The organism is Enterococcus malodoratus ATCC 43197, from assembly GCF_000407185.1.
In the GTDB taxonomy this organism is placed as follows: Bacteria; Bacillota; Bacilli; order Lactobacillales; family Enterococcaceae; genus Enterococcus_A; species Enterococcus_A malodoratus.
The window spans coordinates 1318407-1340834 of the sequence record NZ_KE136481.1 but is presented as its reverse complement, the minus strand read 5'-3'; the positions used below and the strand labels follow the sequence as shown (position 1 = coordinate 1340834).

19 protein-coding genes are annotated in these 22428 nt (G+C 36.2%); 18 read left to right on the top strand and 1 reads right to left on the bottom strand.

Features of this window, described 5'->3' with window-relative positions:
* Positions 1–12 precede the first annotated feature (12 nt).
* The 9 genes from I585_RS06720 (at position 13) to I585_RS06680 (ending at position 6220) form a co-directional block, all read left to right on the top strand.
* On the top strand, positions 13–975 hold the full coding sequence (locus tag I585_RS06720; protein ID WP_010743145.1) for a class A sortase: 963 nt from the start codon (positions 13–15) through the stop codon (positions 973–975).
* Positions 976–1121: 146 nt separating this feature from the next.
* Positions 1122–2501 carry a glucosaminidase domain-containing protein gene (locus I585_RS06715; protein ID WP_010743147.1) on the top strand — a complete coding sequence of 460 codons (1380 nt, stop codon included), beginning with the start codon at positions 1122–1124 and terminating at the stop codon, positions 2499–2501.
* 64 nt (positions 2502–2565) lie between these two features.
* Complete coding sequence (locus I585_RS06710) at positions 2566–3117, top strand: hypothetical protein (protein ID WP_010743148.1); 552 nt, start codon at positions 2566–2568, stop codon at positions 3115–3117.
* Between the two features lie 3 nt (positions 3118–3120).
* Entirely contained in the window at positions 3121–3480 is a 360-nt protein-coding gene (locus I585_RS06705; protein WP_010743149.1) for a hypothetical protein, read from the top strand.
* A 1-nt stretch (position 3481) separates the two neighbouring features.
* On the top strand, positions 3482–3859 hold the full coding sequence (locus tag I585_RS06700; RefSeq protein ID WP_010743150.1) for a hypothetical protein: 378 nt from the start codon (positions 3482–3484) through the stop codon (positions 3857–3859).
* Positions 3860–3876: 17 nt separating this feature from the next.
* On the top strand, positions 3877–4605 hold the full coding sequence (locus tag I585_RS06695) for an LPXTG cell wall anchor domain-containing protein (RefSeq protein ID WP_010743151.1): 729 nt from the start codon (positions 3877–3879) through the stop codon (positions 4603–4605).
* A 35-nt stretch (positions 4606–4640) separates the two neighbouring features.
* On the top strand, positions 4641–5597 hold the full coding sequence (locus I585_RS06690) for a conjugal transfer protein (protein ID WP_010743152.1): 957 nt from the start codon (positions 4641–4643) through the stop codon (positions 5595–5597).
* Between the two features lie 18 nt (positions 5598–5615).
* Complete coding sequence (locus I585_RS06685; protein WP_010743153.1) at positions 5616–5834, top strand: TcpD family membrane protein; 219 nt, start codon at positions 5616–5618, stop codon at positions 5832–5834.
* Between the two features lie 2 nt (positions 5835–5836).
* A complete protein-coding gene (locus tag I585_RS06680; RefSeq protein WP_010743154.1) occupies positions 5837–6220 on the top strand; it encodes a TcpE family conjugal transfer membrane protein in 384 nt (127 codons plus the stop codon).
* Between the two features lie 372 nt (positions 6221–6592).
* On the opposite strand, the gene I585_RS06675 is transcribed toward I585_RS06680, so the two are convergent.
* The gene (locus I585_RS06675) at positions 6593–7381 is read right to left on the bottom strand and encodes a hypothetical protein (RefSeq protein WP_010743156.1); all 789 of its coding nucleotides are present in this window, start codon (positions 7379–7381) and stop codon (positions 6593–6595) included.
* Between the two features lie 264 nt (positions 7382–7645).
* Between I585_RS06675 and I585_RS06670 the strand changes: the two genes are divergently transcribed.
* The 9 genes from I585_RS06670 (at position 7646) to I585_RS06630 (ending at position 22423) form a co-directional block, all read left to right on the top strand.
* On the top strand, positions 7646–10162 hold the full coding sequence (locus I585_RS06670; protein ID WP_010743157.1) for an ATP-binding protein: 2517 nt from the start codon (positions 7646–7648) through the stop codon (positions 10160–10162).
* Positions 10163–10236: 74 nt separating this feature from the next.
* Complete coding sequence (locus I585_RS06665; RefSeq protein ID WP_010743158.1) at positions 10237–10680, top strand: hypothetical protein; 444 nt, start codon at positions 10237–10239, stop codon at positions 10678–10680.
* Between the two features lie 67 nt (positions 10681–10747).
* Entirely contained in the window at positions 10748–12811 is a 2064-nt protein-coding gene (locus I585_RS06660; protein ID WP_244265974.1) for a CD3337/EF1877 family mobilome membrane protein, read from the top strand.
* A gap of 261 nt (positions 12812–13072) precedes the next feature.
* Positions 13073–14467, top strand: coding sequence for a PIN-like domain-containing protein (locus tag I585_RS06655; protein ID WP_010743160.1), 1395 nt, complete (start codon positions 13073–13075; stop codon positions 14465–14467).
* Positions 14468–14900: 433 nt separating this feature from the next.
* Positions 14901–17813 carry an SIR2 family protein gene (locus tag I585_RS06650; protein ID WP_010743161.1) on the top strand — a complete coding sequence of 971 codons (2913 nt, stop codon included), beginning with the start codon at positions 14901–14903 and terminating at the stop codon, positions 17811–17813.
* 288 nt (positions 17814–18101) lie between these two features.
* Positions 18102–19934 (top strand): phage tail tip lysozyme, encoded by a 1833-nt coding sequence (locus I585_RS06645; protein ID WP_010743162.1) that lies wholly within the window; start codon positions 18102–18104, stop codon positions 19932–19934.
* A gap of 13 nt (positions 19935–19947) precedes the next feature.
* Positions 19948–20586, top strand: a complete 639-nt coding sequence (locus I585_RS06640) for a hypothetical protein (protein WP_010743163.1) — start codon at positions 19948–19950, stop codon at positions 20584–20586.
* A 156-nt stretch (positions 20587–20742) separates the two neighbouring features.
* Entirely contained in the window at positions 20743–21513 is a 771-nt protein-coding gene (locus I585_RS06635) for an IclR family transcriptional regulator (protein ID WP_010743164.1), read from the top strand.
* Between the two features lie 283 nt (positions 21514–21796).
* A complete protein-coding gene (locus tag I585_RS06630) occupies positions 21797–22423 on the top strand; it encodes a beta/alpha barrel domain-containing protein (RefSeq protein ID WP_034708448.1) in 627 nt (208 codons plus the stop codon).
* Positions 22424–22428: the final 5 nt, after the last annotated feature.

Here is a 22428-nt window from a genome sequence, read left to right as displayed (position 1 = left end):
GAGGAGGGTATCGTGAAAAAGCTATGGAAAAACCTACCATTTCTATGGATCGTTTTAGGGATCGTCATTTCTTGTGCTAGTTATTACGGGTATCACTTATTACTACAAGCCAATGACCATGCGGAACAAATCAAACATCCGATTGAATTGAAACAAAGTAATCGGGAGGAACAAAAAAAGAAATTGAAAAAAGCGACTTACTGTCCTCGTCAGATCAAACCAGTCACACCCGCTGCCTATGCGAAAGCTCAGTTGCGGTATGGCGAGATCGTGAACCAGTGGGGCGTAGGGGCGTTGTATATTCCCAGTGCGGATATTCATTCGAAAATTCTTGCAGGAATCGACAATCAGAATCTAATGGTTGGGGTCGGAACGTACTATCAGGATCAGCAGTTAGGAAAAGGCAACTATGTACTCCTGGCTCACAATCTGGTTCAAGGCGGCGGATCGCTTGGAAATCTGCCGAAAACAACCTTGCAACAAATCTTTTATCTAACTGACTTTACGAAAGTTTATGAATATGTGGCGACAAGAAATGATGTCGTTGATCAAAGTCGAGGAGACTTGATGGCGATTCCTACCGATGATCAGACACCAATTGTGACACTTATCCGTTGTGAAGGTGGACTAAACACTTCCAATCGAGCGGTCGTACAGGGTGAATTCTTGAAAGAATATCCGGCAAGTGAAGCCAGTAAAGAGGTGAAACTTGGTTTGGGACTCATTGAAGAAAGTTGGATCAATGATGAAAAAATCTCGAACCAACAAACTTCTAGCACTAATGAAGAATCACCGATTCGAATACGAATGAGTACGGTTGAAACGTCCAACGAACCGATTTACTCACTATTTCAAATTGCCTGCATTTATTTATTTACGCTCTTAAATGAGGTGCCTGTTGTAATCGGGATCGGTTATTTGATTGGTCTTCTAGCGTTGACGCATATAGCCACTCGAAAACAGTACGAATTTTAAAATGAAAAGGGGAGTTGTGTATGTTTTGGATCATCGTAGCCTTTATGATCGGTACGTTCTTTGGTGTGATCATTATGGCAATACTGAGCGCTGGAAAATATGACGATATGGTAAACAACAGAATTGAATGAGAGAGGATGGACTAGATGAAGAAATTTTCGAGAATGGCTTCGGCATTGATTTTTACGCTACAAGCATTTCTATCGACACCAATGGCAGTCTTGGCAAGTGATATGTCCTCAACCAAAGAAGCGACAGAACAAGTCCAAAAAGCTACCGATACCACAGAAACAACAGAAAGCAGTACCGAGTCTACAGAAGAGTCTTCGACAAAAGAATCTATCGAAAGCAGCTCTTCAAGCAGTGAATCGACTACAGAATCAACTAGTAGTGGCACGAAACCTTCGGAATCTTCGACACCGAGTGATCAAGAAACTCCGAAAAAGGAAGAACCAAAAAAAGAAACAGAAAAACCGGCAGCACCAAAAGAAGAATCAACGGCGGAACAATCAAACCAGATTTCTCAAGAGGTCCCAACACCAGAAACGATTGTTGATCAAGAAGCAACCATTGATCTCTCTCGAACAGTTCCATCAAGCACCGTGACACAAGATGGATCGATTCATTTTGAAAAGAATGAATCCGTGGATAGTTTTATTCATAAAATTGGCGAGTCGGCTCGAAAGATAGGGAAAGAAAAAGAGTTGTATGCGTCTGTGATGATCGCTCAAGCAATCTTGGAATCAGCTTCGGGTCAAAGCCAGTTAGCCCAGGAACCAAACTATAACTTGTTCGGGATTAAAGGAACACACAATGGGAAATCCGTCTCAATGGCAACACAAGAAAACTTAGGGAACGGCACGCTTTATGCGACCCAAGCAGGTTTTCGGGTGTATGAAAATTATGAAGATTGCTTCAATGATTACGCCACATTGCTAAAAGAGGGAATCACTGGTAACTCCAATTATTATGCAGGCGTTTGGAAATCGAATGCGAAAACATATCAAGAAGCAACAGAGTATCTAACAGGGCGATACGCCACAGATACTCAGTACGCTCAAAAACTGAATGGATTAATTGAGACCTACGATTTAACAGACTATGACAAAGAGCTTCAAGGGCCAATCATTAGCAGGTCAGGTTATAAAATTCCTTTGCAAAATTACACCATTTCAAGTGTGTTTGGCAATCGCAATGGCGAGTTTCATCGTGGGTTAGATATGGCGGCAGCTCAAGGCGAACGAATTTATGCGGTGAAGTCCGGTAGAGTGATCAAGGCAGAATTCCATACCTCTTGGGGGAACTATGTGGTGATCCAGCACGAGGATGGGACAACCGCTCTATATGCACATCAACAACAATCTATCGTCAAAGTAGGGGGTACTGTCTCGCAAAGTCAGATAATCGGTTATGTAGGTAGCACCGGAAATAGTACGGGCAGCCATCTGCACTTTGAACTTTGTAAGGACAGCAGCCTTTCTCAAGGAATGTTGGTTGATCCGCAAAGCGTATTATTTGGTGACTAAAAATGAATCACTTGAATCTAAGAGACTCATTGGAGCCTCTTTTTTGTGGAGTTGATGAATAAAAATGGAATTTATTGGAGAATCAATTGTTGAAGAGGAATTTATTGAGCATTACATGTATCTGTTTGAGTCTTCGATTCGGCAGCTATGTTCGATTGATGAATTCTTACCAAAAGAAAAAGATTACCTGCAAGCAGAGTATCGTTGTGCTTGGTTGTTGTATCAAAAGTTTGAAGCAGAACAGAAACGTCCGCCAGACTACCGTTTCCTCAGTGATAGTGTGACGAATGCCGTGATCGCTCGTGAGTACCTATTCCAAGAGCGAGAAAAGAACATTATGAATTCGGAACACTTTGCGGAACGGTATATTGTCCTTCTGCGATCCGAGGGGTTACTCACACCAGTTGTATTTGGAGCGGTTGATTTTGCCTTTATCATGGAAAGTGAACGGCACCGAGCAATCAAACGTTATGACGAAGAAGACACCTTTACTGAGGGCTATGAAATGATGCGTATTCAGAATAATCGTTTCCTGCAAAACTATGTGATCCAGCAATTGGCGGATGGTTTTTTTGATCTTTATTCGGTGTACATGAAGAAACGGCAGGAGGGATAAGAAATGATCCGATTACTAGTATATACGGGCACCGTATTTCTTTTAGTAAATCTTATTCAGCAACTCTTTGCTACCAAATTTGAATGGCTACAGAAAAAGGATCGTTTGGTTTGGAAGCAAGGATTTAAACGGAATCGGTATGAGTTATTCCTAACATTTGATGATGGTCGTTTTGCGTGTTACCAGCTATTTGCCAATTATGCAAAGTATCAAGCAGCCGACTTATTGCTCAAGCTTTTTGAAAGTAACCTATTTGTCGGGATTGAAGAGAATGGACGAGTCTTCTATTATCGCTATTCTCAAATTGAAAAGATAGAATCTGAAAAATATCCGCTAAAACTGAGAAAGAAAGGTTTGTTTTGATGTGTCTGAATTTATATTCTGGTATGAGCATGATCAGTTTCAAGAGTTTCGCCAATTGATCGAGTCTGTTTTAACAACTTTGAAACCAAAAAATGAGCCATTCGTTGGTTTACCAAAGGAAATGAAGGCAAAGTATCGGAATGATCCAGCAATGTATCAACGCTATGTGCTTCAACGAGTGCGCTATATCAAGGAAAGGGAGCAGCAGCGGCAACGATTTATCAAATGGTGTAGTAAAGAAGTCATTGAACAGTTAACTCAACTCTATCCAGAAGTGGATCGTGTACAAATTGTGTCGGAAACTATTTCTGGATTGAATCAATTATTTTTAGAACGCTATGAAAGCCAAATTATGTACTCTTTAGAAATAAATTTTTAGTGAATGGAGAATAGAACATGAAAAAAAAAATGATCAAAACTTTAGCAATTACCAGTGTAACTTTATATGGCTTACAATTTGGAAGTTCGTTTGTACATGCTGGTGAGGTAGATGTACCAGTGGTAAAACATGGAAATCAACATGAACTTGTAGCTACGGCAGATGGATTGAATGAAGAGCTACCAGGAGAATTACCAACAGACCCAGAGCTTCCGACCGATCCAGAATTACCAGAAACACCAGAGGTTCCTGAAACACCAGAAGTGCCGGAGACACCGGAGGTTCCCGAAATGCCAGAAGTACCGGAAACACCAGAGATTCCCGAAACACCGGAAGTCCCTGAAACGCCAGAGAAACCAGAACAGCCGGAAAAACCTAGTAAGCCAGAAATACCTGTTCAACCAGAAAAACCACAGACACCCACACCATCCAATCCAGGAAGCCAACCAGGAACAGACGTTGTATTGAATCCAACCGTAGATGCACCTGTGGAAACGGCGACTGGTGAACAAATTGTTTCAGTGAAAGACGGTGTAGCCTACAAACAAACGGCAACCGGAGTAACCCCCATTGAAGGTGAAGTTACTGCTTTGCCTAATGGAAATATTTCTGTGAAAGCTGCGGATGGATCAACAAAGGTTTTACCAAATACAGGCGAAGCCTCTACCGGAAGTTTATCCGCTTTAGGTTTAGGGATAATTTCAATGGTTGGATTGATCTGGAAGTTTCGGTTTTTCAAGCGGTAAGATGGCTCAACTAATCAAAAGGAGCTGTCTATTGGATGAAGGAACGGCGAATTAAAAAGAAAGAAAAAACGACTAGTGAAAAAGTACCGAAAGCACGAAGGATTCAAACCAAAGCAATGAGACGATTTTTCTGGGTTGGAATCTTTTTTCTAAGTATTTCTGGAGTTTTGGCCTTTCTTCAAACGCAAGGCTTACGAGTAAAGGTGAGTTCACTAAACAAAGAGGTCACTACTATTCAACAGAAAAGCAAAGAAGAGGCTAGTAACTCGGTCGTGCTTACGCCTGAAATCGAATCATTTATGAACCGCTTTGTCGCATTGTACATGGCAGTTTCAGATGATAGTGAGACTCAAAAATTGAGACAAGAAACCTTAATGAACGATTATTTTGCACAAGGAATCAAGGAAAGCAATTCGATCTTTTCAGGAAAGCGGACGTTAAAGGCAGCCGCTTTTATTTCGTTGAAAAAAGTCGCAGGTGTTTCGACTGCTTCGTACAAAGTCACTTATATTATCGAAACAATGGGAGAGGATGATCAACCAAAGGAAGTCACAGTTAGCCAACTGTTGAACATTCCCTTTCAAACTTCAAAGGCAGGAAGTCGAGTGATCTCTTATCCGTATTTCACTGCACTGAGAGAAAACAAGGAGAAGGCGAAAATCTTAGATTATGACCCGAATAATTTTGATTCCGTTGAGGGTCATATCCGTAGAGAAGTAATGACGTATATTGAGGAATTTTTGGAGAAGTATGCGAAAAGCTCTTCGGCAGATATGCGCTATATGATGGATGATCCAGAAGGGCTGGAAGGTTCAGCCAGCGTTGATGAAGTAACAGGCCAGGTATTCAAAGAAAAAGACTATTTTGTAGTGAAAGCTGCGGTCAAGTTCAAAGACAAAGGAACAGAATTAATTTGGCAAGAAAATATGTCTTTTGAAGTAATAAAAAAATCGGGCAAGTATTATGTCCAGGAAATAAACCACACATGGTAGAAATGAGGGAATCACAAAATGGGATTAAAACAACTGTCTGATTTTATATTGGAACAAGGGAAATATGCGATTATCATGTTGGTTGTCTATTTGGCTTCCAAAAACTTTGCGAAGTCGAAAGTCGTTCAGATTATCTCTGCATTTGTAGGTGGAGCGATCGCTTATTTCTTCTTGAATGATCCAGAAAAAGTATTTGATGGCATGGGTACAATCATTGAGAAGTTGTTTGGTGGGTAATCATGAAATGGGAACCGTACAATTACTCAGCAGCATTTAAAGAACCGTATCGCATACAAGATTTGGGAAATTTAGGTCGCTTGCCTGCGCCAATAGCGGTGGTGAATATTGGCAGCTTCCTTTTTGTGTTGGGGTTGATGTGGGGCGTTTTTCGTGAACCGATTCAGCGAGGGGCAGAAATTCTTCCTTTTTTACCAGCCTTATGTTATATAGGATTTCCGGTAGCAAGCGTGTTGTTGTTAAACAAGGTGCAACCAGATGGAAAGAAAATCCATTACTATATCTTTGATCTGATGATTTATATGGTAACTATTCAATGGCAAGATATTGTCTTTTTCAACGGAAAGGCTAGTAGAGGAATAGATGAGGAAATACGTTTCAACTAGTGCTCGAACATGAATTACTTATTTGGAGGAATTGTTTTAGGGGAAATCATAATGATTTCCCCCTAACGATGATCCGCTGGCTTCATATGTTTAAGAATATTGACTAGTAACTCCGACAGTTTTTTTACCAGGAGGCCAGCCGTTACCACCGTTGCAAATAATAGTCTTTTCATACTATTGCCTCCTTTTAATAACGTGTCCATCCATTTTTCGAACAGGACAATTACAGCAGGTGCTAATAAATTAGCGTTCGCAAAACCGAATATATCCGGTGGTAAATTAGTAGGGATTGAACCTACACTATAACAATATCCAAAACACCAATATTAACTATAATAGAATAATAGCCATTAGAGATAAAAGCAAATTATTTTACATTCGTTCTGTAAAATAAATAAAGGGAGTCAATTTTTCACCACGATTTTGAAAACGTAAAACGGACTTACCATTTTTTGTTTTTCCCAACCAAAAGCGGGATTGTATATATATGTTAATAGTACCTCCATTTTTCTTACAATAATTCTTTACGAATGGGAAAAAGTAGTCAATAAACTCTCTTGATACAAAAAAGTGAGGTTGATACCAATTAGAATCAATACTTACACCATCCGAAAAAAAGAATGAATAATATCCTTTTTCCGAAAAACGAACATAACCATTTCCATAATATATCGGGATTCTATCTCGTTCTCTTTTCGGAACGTGGTTTTCTTTAATTGAACGAAAATATCTATGGATAGGAAGACTTTGACCTAGGAAACCTTCATCAATAATATAATCAGGATTTTCTTCGTAATGGCTTACAAAACTTTCAATATCCTTCAAATGTTTATTTCTTGGTTTTGTAGGTAAATTTTCAGACTGTTTAGGAGGTACCGTTTTTACAGGCCCTTTTTCTGATTCCTCAGATGGATTTCCGTCATGTTCAGTTATTGTTGTCGTTTCATTTTCATTAGAGGGGAGTTTTAAGCCTCTGGAAAATTGACCACCTTTCATATCCATTATAGTTAAGCCACTGGGTTCATAAGTGACTTCTTGTTCTTTTTCAGTATTATTACTATCTTTTTTTAAACTTTCTTCTGAAAATGGACAATCATTTATATGCAGGTTATCTGATCTTTTGCCTTCAATAAAAAAGGCTGAACTACCTTTTTTTGTCATTCCTTGGCAAGTTATGGGAGCATGACATTCATCAAATAAACATTCGAATAGTTTATTATCTTCCTCAGATATTAAACCCTTGTTGATATGAAAGCTGAACTTGTTCTGGTGTCATATCTTTGTACTTATTTTTCAAATTTTTGTGCAGGGGAACAGCCTTTTTGTGTCTAACCATTTTTTCACCACTTTATTTTTGATTATACCAGCATTTTGAAAGAAATGTATCTCACTTCATTAACAGGAAAACAAGTTAGGAGGTTTACCATGTTACTGGCAAAAAGTCCCATTCGGGCATTGAGAGGAAATTTATTACTAACAAGTGATAACGATATTTGGGCATACTACCAAGTCTCACCAAAAACGATATCCCAAAATAATCCCAAAGCGATTCAGGAAAACAAGGAACAGATGGCTAACTTGATGCAACTGTTGGCACCTTATGAAGATGTGGAATTGATCATGTTCCCACGAACCATGAATTTATCCAGTCGATTCACAAAACTATCTGAAGGTTTTGATCAAAATAATCCTGATCTTGGCAGGTATTACTCCAAAGAAACAGTCAATTTATTGGAAAGAGAAGGCACGGTTTACCGACCTTCTTTTTTGTTGGGCTTGAAGATAAAAGACCAGTATATTGCGGAAAGTTTGAAGGAGGCATTTAAGAAAGTATCCAATGATCTAGCGGACGAAGTTTTAGGATTCGCTGGGTATGAACGAACTAACGGTGAGACGACACTCGAACAAATTGCCTCAGCTTCAAATGAAGTTTCTCAATTGCTGTATTCATTTTCGATTCGACCTTTAGCTAAAGAAGAAATGATCTATGTGAATCGTCTGCAATACATCAGAGGAATGCCTCATAAAATTGAAGATGAAAATCATTGGCAAGTTATTGATGATATTCAATCTGCGATTATTCGTCCGATAAAGAGAGGCAAGGGCATATTGAAAATTGAGGATGAACTCGGAGAAAGCTATTTGTCCATTCTACCGATCGGGACTTTTCCAGAGAATATGAGCAATATGAATATTTTTCAGTTTGCTCAAGATTTGAATTTTCCTGTTGAATTTCGGATGAAGCTTCATTACCCAGAACTGGGTGGCTCACAAGGACTTCAAATGCGAGCAGGTTGGCTAAACAATCGATTTAAGGATGAACAAACTGATCAAGAAAAACACGGGGATGAACCCACGGATCGTGTTTTGACCATTCGCTATTTACTAAAACACATGCGAGAGCGTATGAACAACAATGAACCAATCATTGACTGGTTGGGCTGCTTTGTTGTGTACGGGAATACGAAAGAAGAAGTTCGGCAGCGTTGCTTATCCATTATCAAATTATTGAGTCAAAGTGTACGAGTCTGTCGTGGAAAAAATGATCAAGTAAAACTATTCTACAAACTGTTAATGGGGCAATCGTTAGGCGGTCAGATGCATTGGAAGCAGCGAACGAATGTCGATGCCATTGCAGAATTGCTTTTTGGGACGATCACAGAATTAGGGATGGATTCGGGGTGGTATATTGGCAGACAAGATGTTGTCGGATTGAATGGTTCCAAAGGCGAAAAAACGGAGCTGGAAGAATTGATTTATGCGTCAAATAAGTATGTATTTTTAAATCCACTGTCGATTGCCGAAGGAATTAGAGGGGCGCTTTATGATGCGCCACATATGGCAGTTACAGGAAAAACCGGTAAAGGAAAAACGTTTCTTGTGGGATTAATTTTCCTCTATAGCTCATTTTTAGAAGCCCAAAGCCTTTTTATCGATCCCAAAGGGGAAAAGAAAAAATGGTTCAAGAAGCTCGTTGATAATCCCTATTACCAACAAAATTATCCATTGTTTGTGCAGCATTTGAATAGCATTAACTATGTGACGTTGGATGTAAACAAAGAAGAAAACTATGGTGTGTTAGACCCATTTGTGTATCTGGATCGAATTGAGGCCAAACAAGTAGCCCAAGATATGATCAATGAACTTAGTCCGTTAGGAAAGGATCACAAGCTAAAAGGAGCGGTACTAGAAGGAATTCAAAAAATATTGACTAAGCGAGAAAATGGTGAGCTAGTGGGATTAATGCATGTCGTTGATTGGTTAGAAGAACATGCGGATGAAAAAATTCATGAATATGGTCGCTTCCTGCATTTAACGATCACTGATTCAATTTTACGTTTAGGTTTTAGTTATGGCGAAAACAGTGGATTGGATTTCAAAGAGAAAACAACCGTACTGGAAATCCAAGATTTAACGTTACCCAAAGATGATATTTCCCCCGAATTATACTCAGATGCCGATAGAAAAGCCCTATGCTTAATGATTAGTTTGGGACGTTTTTGTGAGATGTTTGGGAAACGCGACATTGAACAAAAAACAGCCGTCTACTTCACGGAGGCCTGGGTATTTAACAAATCAAATTCCGGTCGAGCAATTATTTCATCGATGGCTCGTGTAGGTCGCTCTCAAATGAATCAGTTAGTGTTGGATACTCAGTTTATTGATGATCTAGGTACAGAGGATGAAAAAGGAAACTACGGGATCGTCTTTGCTTTTGATGAAGACAGCGAACGAGACAAAATACTCACTCACTTGGGACTTGAATGTAATGAGGAGAACCGAAAAGAAATGAAACGAATGATCAAAGGTCAATGTTGGATGCGTGATATTTATGGCCGTGTTGGAAAATTAAATGTTCATAGTTTGTTTGAAGAATTCACGGAAGCGTTGAAAACAACAGAGAAAACGAGTAACAGTGAAGCAGAAGAGCAGGTTGCATAGATCAATTCCTTGTAGACAAATGAAATCATTCATTGCTATACTTTTATGCAACTATTTAAAAAGGTTGGGGTAAAATGAAAAAATATGGGATGGCTGCGTTACTATTTTTGACTTGTCTTCTTATGGTAGGTTGCGGTAACTCCATGAATAAAATGGAGGATCAAACAAAAGTAGCTGTGAAAACGGTCATGGATTTTAAGAGTAAATACAACAAGAAAGATAATGAGGAACGAAAAGACTATGATTTTGATTCAGGTTATTTTCCGACTGATTTATCTGAAAAAGATGTATCGCAAGTTTACTTGATGAAAGCAAAAAATGATGAGAACAATGCTTACTACATCAAGTATAACGAAACGGAGTATTCTGATCCTGACTTGAAAAAGAAAATAAAAGATCATGTTCGTGAATCTGCGGCAACTTCAAATGGAACTGAATTCGAACCAATTTCTGAAACGGAATTTGACCAAGCGATTGAACAAGAAAATGTGACGAAAGTTTTTGAAGCAAAAGAATAGTTTATAAAAGGGTCTGGAAGCAGGCTCTTTTTTGATGTCTAAAAATAAAAATAGGAGGGATTTAAAATTGGTCAGAACGAACAAACGAAGGCGATTGTTTATCTTACTTCCCATCCTTTTGATCCTGTTTATATCTGTATCAGCCTATGCAAAGTCGGATAAAGAAGCGATCTATACTGTGGGGAAATACCACCTAGATACCTTTTCCTCATACATAGGTGATACGGAATTCTCGCTTGGAAAGATGCTCTTTGGAAAAAATGGGACAGACTTTATCCAGATGATTACCAACATGTCGTTTAGTACGAACAAAATTATTTGGCAGGTGTTTGATTTTATCATCGAGAAACTCTATAAAGGTGCGGCAATGGATGGCCTTATTCATACCTTTTTCCAATTCTCTAAAAATATTTACGATAAGCTATTTAATGTGGTCGGCCTAGGATTAACTGGGGGGTATGTCGTTTATATCTTCTATTTGAAGGTTTGTAAAAGCGGAAATCAATCAAAGCGAGCCCTTGCCCGATTTCTATGCGTCGTTGGTTTTTCAATTCTATGGTTTGGAAATGGTACAGTAGCCAGCCAGGGAGAAAAAATGACGAAAGATTTAAATACCTGGTCAACTGCTGTTGAAGGGTTAATTTTTGAAGCGACCAATGGGATTGATGATCTAAGTGTTGCGACCACCAGTGAGGATGCCATCAAACAAATTCGTGAAATGTATTATCAGAAGGCGGTTGTCGATCCGTATCTATTATTAAATTATGGAACGACTGATATTGAAGAGTTAGAAAAGGCTGGCATTAAACCAACAGAGTTCTTGTCTGAAAGTATCAAAAGTGAAGACCTAAAAAATATCTCTAATGTTGTGACCGATGCTGCAAAAGAAGATGATGAAAAAACAGCATCTTATCGTGCGTTCATTCAACCAACAAAGAGTATTTATAAGATGATCGTGGGATTAATGAGTCCAAGTTTAAATGTGTCTGTTGGGATTCCTATCTTGATGATCGGAATGGTTCGTTTCTTATTCCAGTTAGGCGTGCTGTTAATGCTGCTGGCAATCGCTTTTATGTTGATCGTTTCCTTTTTTCCAGGCATGGACTATATGATTTTTCGTGGGTTAAAAACGTTTGTGGGATTTGTTTTTCAAAAATCAATTTACAGCGTTCTGATCTTAGTTGCATTTCTTGTTTTCAATATCATTGATGATTTGATCTTAATGAATACCATTGCTGGTTTTATCGGTAATATGTTTGTTCGAGGGATCGTTTCTCTGATCGTATTCGTAAAACGGAAAGATATTCTAGCAAAGCTGGGATTAGGACAAGCGGATCGTACATTAGCTAAGACGAAATCTAAAGCACAGAATACGACAAGAGAAGTTAGCCGAACCATTCATCGAGGAAAAGATTTAACGGAACGAGCAGTTTTAAGAGGAGCAAATGTTGCTGGGAAGATTCATCCAGGTATATTAGCGGCAAGTCAGTTGTTCCAACGAACAAAACAGCAACAAACCACACCAGTAAAACAATCGAATACCAACCCATCGGAAATTGCTTATGGCAGAAGAAAACAATTGTCATTTGAAGGAGAGAAATTGCTTGTAGAAAACAAACCAATCATTGGAAGTCCGCCTGCAAAAATGTCACGTCCACGAAAGGCGATAGAACCAACCAACCTAAAAGTATCAACTCCAATTGGTGATCCCATTCCATTATCTGTTTCTGCTTTACCAATTGATCAATTGATTCAAAATGGTAAAGTTGCTGGAAAACCCAACCGAAAAATGAGCTTGGCACAACCATCAAAAAATCATGTTGGTCAGTCGGTACCGTTAACTCAAGGTACACCAAAATTAATTGCGAATAATTCTTTGACGCAACAAATTACTCAATTGAAGCAATCTCGATCACTGATTACTAATCAAAACTCGTTACAATCGGTGCAACAAATAAGTGGTCACACACAAAATGATCGAACAATAAAAATGACGGGAAGCTCAAAAGAGCAGATTTATATCGATCCAGGCTCAAGTGACCACTCGAATCATAGTGTATCAGGTAAAACGATTGAAGCAAAACTGGGGAAAGATTTTGCTTTGCCGGAAGGCAGAAGCCCACAAATTTAACATGTATGTTCAACCCTAGAAAAAATCAGTCTCTAGGGATTTTTCTTTTTGGAGAGGATTGCTGAGGTGGAAGAGACAAGAAAATAGTAAGGCTAAGCAAGAGGTTTTTTATTATTGTATCAAACAGTTAAAAAATAGTTTACACATTTAATTCCTTGACAAAAGCTCTCTTTGCTAAGTGATTGTTTTATTGGATGCTACATATATCACAGATGAAATTTGGTATAATATTTTTTGAGAAGATAATCAAAGGAGAAGAAAATGAAAGAAATGTTTAGGGAATTTTATCATAAAGAAGAAATTGACTTTCGTAATCTATCTGAAGATACACTTATAGTTATTGATGCTAACGTGTTACTACACATTTTTAGATTTTCCATTGAAAGTAGAAAAAAACTATTCAATTCCTTGGAAAAAGTATCAGATAATTTGTGGGTTCCATATATTGCTGCACTTGAATTTCATTTTAATAAACAATCTGTAATTAGAGGTATTAAGATAAAGAAAAAGAATTTCGGTAATAAACTGGAAAAGAGTATTCCGAAATTAACTAATGTTTTCAATGAAGAAATGGATAATTTTGGTTCACTGATTAGAAGTACCGACGAAAATGAAGTGAGAAAAAATATAAAAGAAAGCTTTAATGAGAAACTGAACAAATTTGTGAATTCTTTTATCCGAAATGAGGTAGAAAAAGAATTTTCATTGATTGGTGATGTTGATGACACAAGTAATCATCTGGCAGAACTAATGCTTGCAAAAATAGGAGCTACGCCTTCACAAAATTATATTGATTCAATAGAAAATGAGGGAATAAAAAGATATGCTATTGAATTTCCACCAGGATATATGGATGAAGGGGAGAAGGGTGATGAAATTCGAAAATATGGAGAGATAGAATATCATACAAAATTTGGAGACCTTCTAATTTGGAAAGATATTATTGGAAAAGCGAAAGAGGGAGGGTATTCTAAGGTTATTTTTGTGTCCGATGACTTGAAAGAAGATTGGATTTATGAGACTAAAGGTGAAAAGGTTGGGCCCAGAGCAGAGCTAAAAAAAGAATTGTATGACGAATCAAATGCAGATTTATATACAATGGGATCAGCTAGGTTTATTTCAGAAGTAACAGGTGAAGAACAAGATACAAATATTACTAAAACAACACATTATTATTCCCAACACTCTTATTTAAATTTAAATAACGAGTTACTCAATAATTTTTCACAGATTCCTCTATTCGAATTGAATGAAACAGACTCGGAAATTACAGATAGATTTGATCAATTTACTTTATTCGACTCTGGGTCAGTAATTGAAAATGAAGAATCTGAGGAATTCTATACTCAACATGATCATGATAGGTACTTAAAGGAACTTAATGATACTAATAAAGAGTGTAATAAACTTAATTGGCAAATAAGAGAGTTAAGAAATAGATTATACAAAGGTAAGGATATAAATAACAAAAGACTTGGGTTTGTTAGAAAACTTATAAAAATGGAACTTGAATTACAAAGTCTCAAGGGTGACCTCGTCGGTGACGAGGCGAGAAATAATAAGGATTTCGGAAGAACCTTGATAACAAAGTTTTATAATATAAAACTTAATTTTGAAAATTTAATACTCAATCCAGATAACAGTAATTTCTATTAAAAGAGATAGTTATTAGAAATCATGTAAATACTATTGAAATAAAGGAAATGGTCGATCATTTATTCTATTTAAACAAGAATATTCATCTGGATTAGTAAAAGTGATATTGCCATAAAGATTGTGAAATAGGAGTACAAGTATTGGAAGAGCTTTACATTGAAATGGTCAGGTGCTGAACAAACTCAATAGATGATGCCGTCATAATAGTATTTAAAAAAATCTCTTAGGAAATAAAGCGAATCCACCGATTCCAAAGAGATAAAACAGAAAACACTTTTTAAGTAATAGCGAGGTTTGTCAACCAGAGTTTGAAATCATTTAGCTGAGCAGTCTTAGAGAACAAAATATCTTTAAGACTCATAGATTCAGCAAAAAGCTAACCGTTTGGTATAGTTCATGTATTGATAGTTTATCAAAGAGGGACGGGTGTAAGTTGAGTAAGAATGATTATATTAGTGCATTTAGAGAAATCAGAAAGGCACGTGAAAATAATAAGTTGGTGATATTTGTAGGTGCTGGAATTTCAAAGAACTCTAATCTTCCTAGTTGGAAGGAATTAATAGAGGAATTTGCAGAGGAAATTCAGTATAGCCCATATGTTCTTAATAAGGATAACTATAGATTTTCGACAGATGAGTTTTTAAAAATTCCTCAATATGCTTTTGATAAAGATTCAAAAAGCTATTTTGAAATATTAGAACGTATTCTGAATGTTCCAGCAAAGTCAAATTCTTTAAATGAGATAATTCTTAAACTATTACCAAACCATATTATTACAACAAATTACGACAAACTTATAGAAAATACTGGTGATTTAAACAATTTGTTGTATAAGGTAGTTTCTTCAGATAAGGATCTTCTTATTAGTCAAGGAGAGCATTATATTATTAAAATGCATGGTGATATTGATGATCTATCAAATATCGTTTTGAAGGAGAATGACTATTTAAACTATACAAATAATCATATTCTTTTAGAGACATTCATAAAATCACTTTTAGTGGACCATATATTTCTTTTTGTCGGATATTCGTTAAACGATTACAATTTAAAACAGATTATGAGTTGGATTGACTATCTTTCTTCAAAAGAATCCGTAATAAAATCAAGACATAAAAATTTTATAATCCAAGATGGCAAAATCAATGATTATGAATTGAATTATTGGGAAAATAGAAAACTGACGATTATTGATAGTTCTGCTTTGGATAAAGATCTAGTTAAAAAATATAAAAAAGATGATCTTGAAAAAGGTGTTGCTAGTAGGCTTTATTCCTGTTTAGAAATCATTAATGATGAAAATACAGATATATACTTTACCGACTATGATGAATATTTATTAGATATGTATAAAGTTTTCAATATGGTAGAGAAGATATATATTGATGATCTATTAAAGGTATCAGGTATTACAAATGTTCATTTCAATAATGGTACATTGGATTTCTATGATGAGGACACATATAAAAAATGGGAAGGGTTAGTGGATAACAAAAGGATTTGCGACTACTGGATAAAAGCAGGCATAGAACGGCTTAACAATTTTCAAAATAAAAAATCTGATTTTGTAACTCTACAGGATATTGATCAGTCTCGATCAAATAGTATAATAGATGAGTTATTAGAACTTCTAGTCAATTTTCAATATGAATCAATTGAGAAAGTATTGAAAAAGGAAAGTCTTCCTGAACAGACAAAATACTATTACAAAGCGCAATTAAGTATGAATGATCCTGAGGTTAGAGCATACTATTTTAATCCTACTAATACTAATGCAAATAATTCTATCTCGAATTTTAATTTAGCTATTTACAATTACAATTCTTTTCTATTTAAAAAGCTCTCCCATGAAAGTAACTGCTCTAAAAATGATGTATTGAGATTTATTGGTATGTTTTCTAAACAAGAGAAAAGAGCATATAGTTATTTGTCTTCAATTATACATGACGGATCTGATTTAAAGCAGGTAAATCAGTTCTATTCATTTTTATCCAAAACTGAAAGTAGCTACTTATCACCACCCTTGTTCACTAGTGAAAGATTTGGAAAATTACCAGAAATAAGAAGTAGTGCCTATCAACACTTTTTTTTCTTTAAAAAAAATGGTATTTTACTTGATAATTTTTCTGAAACTGAAGATTTTTTTGAAAGCTATATAAAATGTATGCTCATAACTCAAAAAGAGATTAGGCAAAAAGATCAAGGTTTTGGACCGAGTATGTCATTACAAAAATATCCTCTGGGTTTAATAGACATCAACATTATAGTATTATTTGCACGATATACCAATATTAAAAAGTATTTAAGACAAGAAAATATATCTCGGATTATGTATGAAAAAGATTTTGATTTGATATCTCTCTTTGAAAATTTTTGTATGACAATTATTTATGTTCTAAAAAAGAATAACTTTATTTTTCCTGGAAAATTTCTCAATTTTTCAGTTTTACTAAGATATAGTAATCTTTTGGATAAAGATATGGAAAGATTGGTTCCAATTATTGAAATACTCCTAAAGAATGAGCGATTTAATAATTTTATGTTAAGTCACAATGAAATAGAAAGAGAACTGTTAGATTTACTTCTAAATGTAGTACAAGGCGGTTGTGACGTTTCAATCGAAATTATTGTTTTATTAATTAAAAACTTATCAAAGGAAGCAAGAGAGGGATACACTTTTTCTAAAATAATGTCTTACTTAGCTCAAAATACCGTCTATAGTAAAAGTAGAAAAATCCAATTATCAATTAGTAAAACACGAAAAATAAAACAATTTGATAAAATGGAATGGAATAGTTTTCTAGTGACAATGTACCCAATCATGTCCAACAATTTAAAGAAGAGATATTCAAAGGAAATAAAAGAGAACTATATGTATATCGATTCTTTCAAATTAATTGATGTAGTCAGCATGGATATTATTAATTTCGATGATAAGCTTAAAAGCAAGTATGTTGAACAAATTAAAGATGCTGCTGAGAGGAAGAAATCAGGTTTTTCTTCATATCCAGATCCTTTAGAAGTCGCTATTGAGAGTTCAATTATATTGCACTTACTTGGAAAAATTGAGGATATTGAGTACTTAAGAGAGTGCACTTCATATTCAGAGTATCTCAAATTTATTTTCTATCCTCGATCTTTTGACTACTCTCAACTTGATTTAGATGACTATATGTGGATTAATTTTTTAAAAAATGACAAATACAGAAAGATAATTGTAAAAAATGGAAAAAAAGAAATTGAAGCTAAGGCAATAAAAAACTTAAAGTTGGGAATTGCTAGTGAAGATCAGAAGAAAGTATTTTATAAATATTTTGTGGATGACAATGATTTTTGGAGGTACTAATATATCTGAAAAAGGCATCGTATAAATATTTAAGAGTCTGGAAGCGGGCTCTTTTTTATGTTCATAACTAAAAATAGTGACTAAAAAAAGAAAAAATTTGTCTCACTACATTTATTTGGTTCTAATGACCTGTGAAACGTTGAGTTAATATTTCCAATGTCGTGAAGAAGCAAAACTGGGGAAAGATTTTACTTTGCCGGAAGGCAGAAGCCCACAAATTTAATACACACGTTCAACCCTAGAGAAATTAATCTCTAGGGATTTTTATTTTTGGAGAGGATTGCTGGGATGGAAGAAACCAGAAAAAAACGAGGCTGCGGATGTGGTTGCCTGGGTTGTCTGATTCCGGTATTGATCGTTGCCTTTTTGTTCATCTTAGGAATGTACATTATGGGTGTAGACGATGAAAACCTTTGTGAAGATAGACCTAGTGCGGTATCAATCAATATTGATAATGCTGGATCAGAAGAAAATGCAAAAGCCATTTATGATTTTTTTAGAACAGAATTAGATGCAACGAGTCAAGGTGCAGCAGGGCCAATGGGGTGTATGGATTTTGAAAGTGGTGGATTCAATCCAGCCATTGAAAATCCATCAAGCGGCGCTTTCGGTTTGGCGCAATGGTTAGGTTCCAGGAAAGAGGCACTACGATCGTTTGCGGCAGAAAAAGGAAAAGAGATGTCGAACCTGGGTGTCCAGTTGGAATTTCTAAAAAAGGAACTAGAGAATCCTTATTATGCTAAAGCGAAAGCTGCGCTACAGTTGACTGATGTTCATGAAGCCCAACATCAATGGCTGCTTTGGTTTGAAGGACTCAGCCAAGATTCTTCTCAATGGCATTCAGAAGAACGGAATGCTAGGGCAGACAAATGGTTTGCGAAGTTTGGCAGCAGTGATCCCATTTCTGGGGCGGCTATGGAAAATGCAGCAAAAGGTCAGTTTGAAAGTTTAGCGGCAGAATGTGCCTCAGCCAGTAGCGGTGATGGCGGCGACATTCTTGAAGTAGCACGGGGTCTATTGGGTTACTTTAGTTATTCCCAAGAAAAACGAACGCAACTTGGAACGGTCGAGAAACCTGATAAAAATGGCTTTGCGGATTGTTCCAGTTTTGTATGGTTTGTGCTGACTAAGGCAGGATATAAAACTCCGCAAGTACCGTGGGCGACACCTTCCATGACAACTGATGCACGAGGAGCAAAACAATACCTTCAAGAAATCCAAGAAAGTGATGCGAAAGCAGGCGATATTATCGTGGTGAATCTGGGAGCTGGATTCGGAAATGACGGACATACCGCGATCCTAGCAGAAGATTATCATGGTACGAGTACAAAGATCATTGAAATGGGCGGATACGGTGCCGATTCAGTACATGAAGGGCAAATCGACACGTCATTTGGTTATCTTTTAGCAGGCGATATCTGTTTTGCGAGAGCTGTTGGCTCACCAGCAGGAGAAAAAGGTCAAAAAGGTTCATTTAGTGCATTGAAGCAAATCAATCAGAATGCAGGGAAAGTGGCTTATGGAGTCTATTATTTCAATGATAAAAAATATCTATCGAACAATAATAATGATCAAATGATTTCAGCTTCTGTCATTAAAGTGTTCATCATGGAGTATCTATACGATAGAGGCCGGACGGGTGAAACAGTGGGAGGTCAATCTGTTCAAAGTCTGATTGAGCAAATGATTACCGTTAGTGATAACAATGCCACAAATGTGTTGATTGATCATGTTGGGATGGAATCATTAAACAGCTACTTTACGGAGAAAGGTTATTCTGGTACGAAATTGCAGCGAAAGATGTTGGAACAAGGCAGTGAAAACTACACCACACTTCAAGATACGATGAAGTTTCTTAAAAGACTTTATGAAAATCGTGGCAATCAAAAAAATACAGCTATGTTGGAAATAATGAAGCATCAGCAAGTGAAGACAAAGATATCGAGTCAGCTAGATGTTCCTGTAGCAAATAAAACAGGAGAGCTTACGACAGTGGAAAACGATATCGGGATTGTCCTTAGCGATAAACCTTTTGCGATCGTTGTATTGACAAATGAAGTTTCAAACTCTCAAGAAGTACGATCTGGTATTGGAAGTCTTGCCAAAGAAGCGAAAAAGTAAGAAGGAGAGAATTATGAGGAAGCATAAATTTATCGACCTATTTTTGATTTTAGTTATTCTTGCTATTAGCTTTTGGAATGTCACACAGCAGCAAGAAAAGGTTTCTTTAAAAGAGTCGGTTGCAGCACTGAATGAGAAAAATAAAGAACTTGTAGATAAAGAAAAGGATTTGCATCATGAGAATGAGCGTTTATCAAAACAAGCGGAAGAATCTTCTGAGTCATTGAAAAAAATTCAGAGACAATGCATTAATTCGGGAGTAGATGTTGACTTAAACACTGATTTCATCAATATAGTTACCAAGTTGTTCGAGGCTAACTTGAATTTTACGCCTAAAAACTATGAGGATAGAAAACAGGAAGTATCTGGCTACTTATCAGATGAATTAAATAAAGAGTATTTTGGTCAAAAAAGAAATACTTATCAAGATGCTAATGGAACCATTTCACAACTCGAATCCTTGGAAGTATATACAAAAGGAGTACAAGAAGGAATAATAGAGGGCTTGGTGATTGTTCACCATAGAAGCAAACAAAATGGAGAAATTTGGACTAATGGAATGAATATATTTAAAGTATTTTACAGTAATGAATTTGAGAAATTTGTAAAAATCGAAAATTTAGGTAGTAGGTACTTAGAAAATCAGAAGTAACCAGTATTTCTAGGGGAATTGTAGTAAGTTGTTCCTTAAAGAACTAGTAAAATATACTTTTTTTTGATAAGCTAAATCAAGGGAATAAAAAGTGTTTTTTGAAAATAGATAAGTTTAATTATTTTTCATTTATCACCATGGAGAGAAGGAATAAACTTGCACCGTTCGACATATCGTGTTCTTAAAATTTTAGAATTACTTGCCAATAGTCTTGAAGGATTGTCCCTTACTAATTTATCCAATAAATTGGATATACCGAAAGGTAGTTTGCATCCTATCCTGAAAACAATGCTCTCAGAAAATTTCATAAGATTGGACGAAAACGATAACTATAAGATTGGACAGCAAGCTTATCATGTTGGATTCTCCTACACTCAAGATTCCGACTTATTACATGAAATTGATTTAGTAATTAAAGAGCTTTCTAGTACAGTAAATCAGACTGTGTATTTTTCTGTATTATCATCTGGCGATACACTCTACTTATTAAAGCAGAGTGTCCCTACTCCAATACAAATTATTGCTAAACAAGGGTTCACATTTCCAGCATATTCTACGGCAATAGGTAAATCTTTGTTAAGTGACTATTCAATGGAAGAATTAAAAAGATTATATCCTGATGGATTTATCAAGTTATCTGAGTACACCATTGATAATTTTGAGGAACTTTATAAACAACTTAAGCAAGTAAGAGAGACTGGTTTTTCTTATGAAAAAGAAGAATCAAATAAAGACGTTCAATGTGTTGCGATTCCAATAAAATATAACAATAAAGTCATTGCTGCTATAAGTATTGCGACACCGATCTTCTATTATAATGATCAATTTGAGGATAAAGCGAAGGAGGCTTTACTTAAAGCAAAGAGCAAAATAGAATTTTTGATTAGCGAGGATTTAGACGGCTGGACGTATTCTGCTTTAGTGTGATAACTCTACAATTTTACTGAAATAAATACTTCAAATGAGACATATACCTATTAAGGATTAACTTTTTAGGTATATGTTTTTTTGTTGTATAGCCATCAAAAAAATGAAAATATTTTCATGAAATTCAATGAAAGCGAACAGCGTTAGAGTTTTGCTGTCCTAGCTTTTTAGGTACAAAAATATTTAAATGATTTTTTTAGGAAAGGTATTGATAAAAGCGTTTCCTCATGATACTATTTTTATACAGGAACGCGTTCTTAAATACGAACAAGGAGATGTGAATTTGAAAAACTACGTGCAAATTATCAATCAGTTACTGGATGAAAAAATCGTTGCTATTCTTAGAGTTGATCATCCAGAAAAAGCAAAAAAAGGTATTGCTGCAATGAAAAAGGGTGGTTTGAAGAATATTGAAGTAACACTCAATACCCCAGGTGCTTTGGATGTAATATCAGCATATTCGAATGATGAGGATATGATGATTGGAGCAGGTACGGTTTTAGATGAAGCTGCTTGTCAAGCCGCAATCCAGCATGGAGCAAATTATATTGTTACCCCGACTTTAAACGAAAGTGTCATTAAATGTGCAAATCGATACCAAAAACCTGTAATCTGTGGATGTTTTACACCTACTGAAATGCAACAAGCAATGGAATTAGGTGTAAATATGATCAAGGCATTTCCAGCAAGCGAAATGTCATATGATGCAATTAGTGCAATTAAGGGGCCTTTGCATTACGCGCTGATTGGACCAACTGGTGGGGTTACACTTTCTAATATTAAAATTTGGGAAGAAGCTGGTGCCGATTTTTATGGTATTGCTGGTGAATTTTGTACATTAACAAATCAAGAAAAATACGATGAATTGGAAGAAGTGGCTGCGCGTTATGTTGATGCTCTGCGACGCTAAGAGGG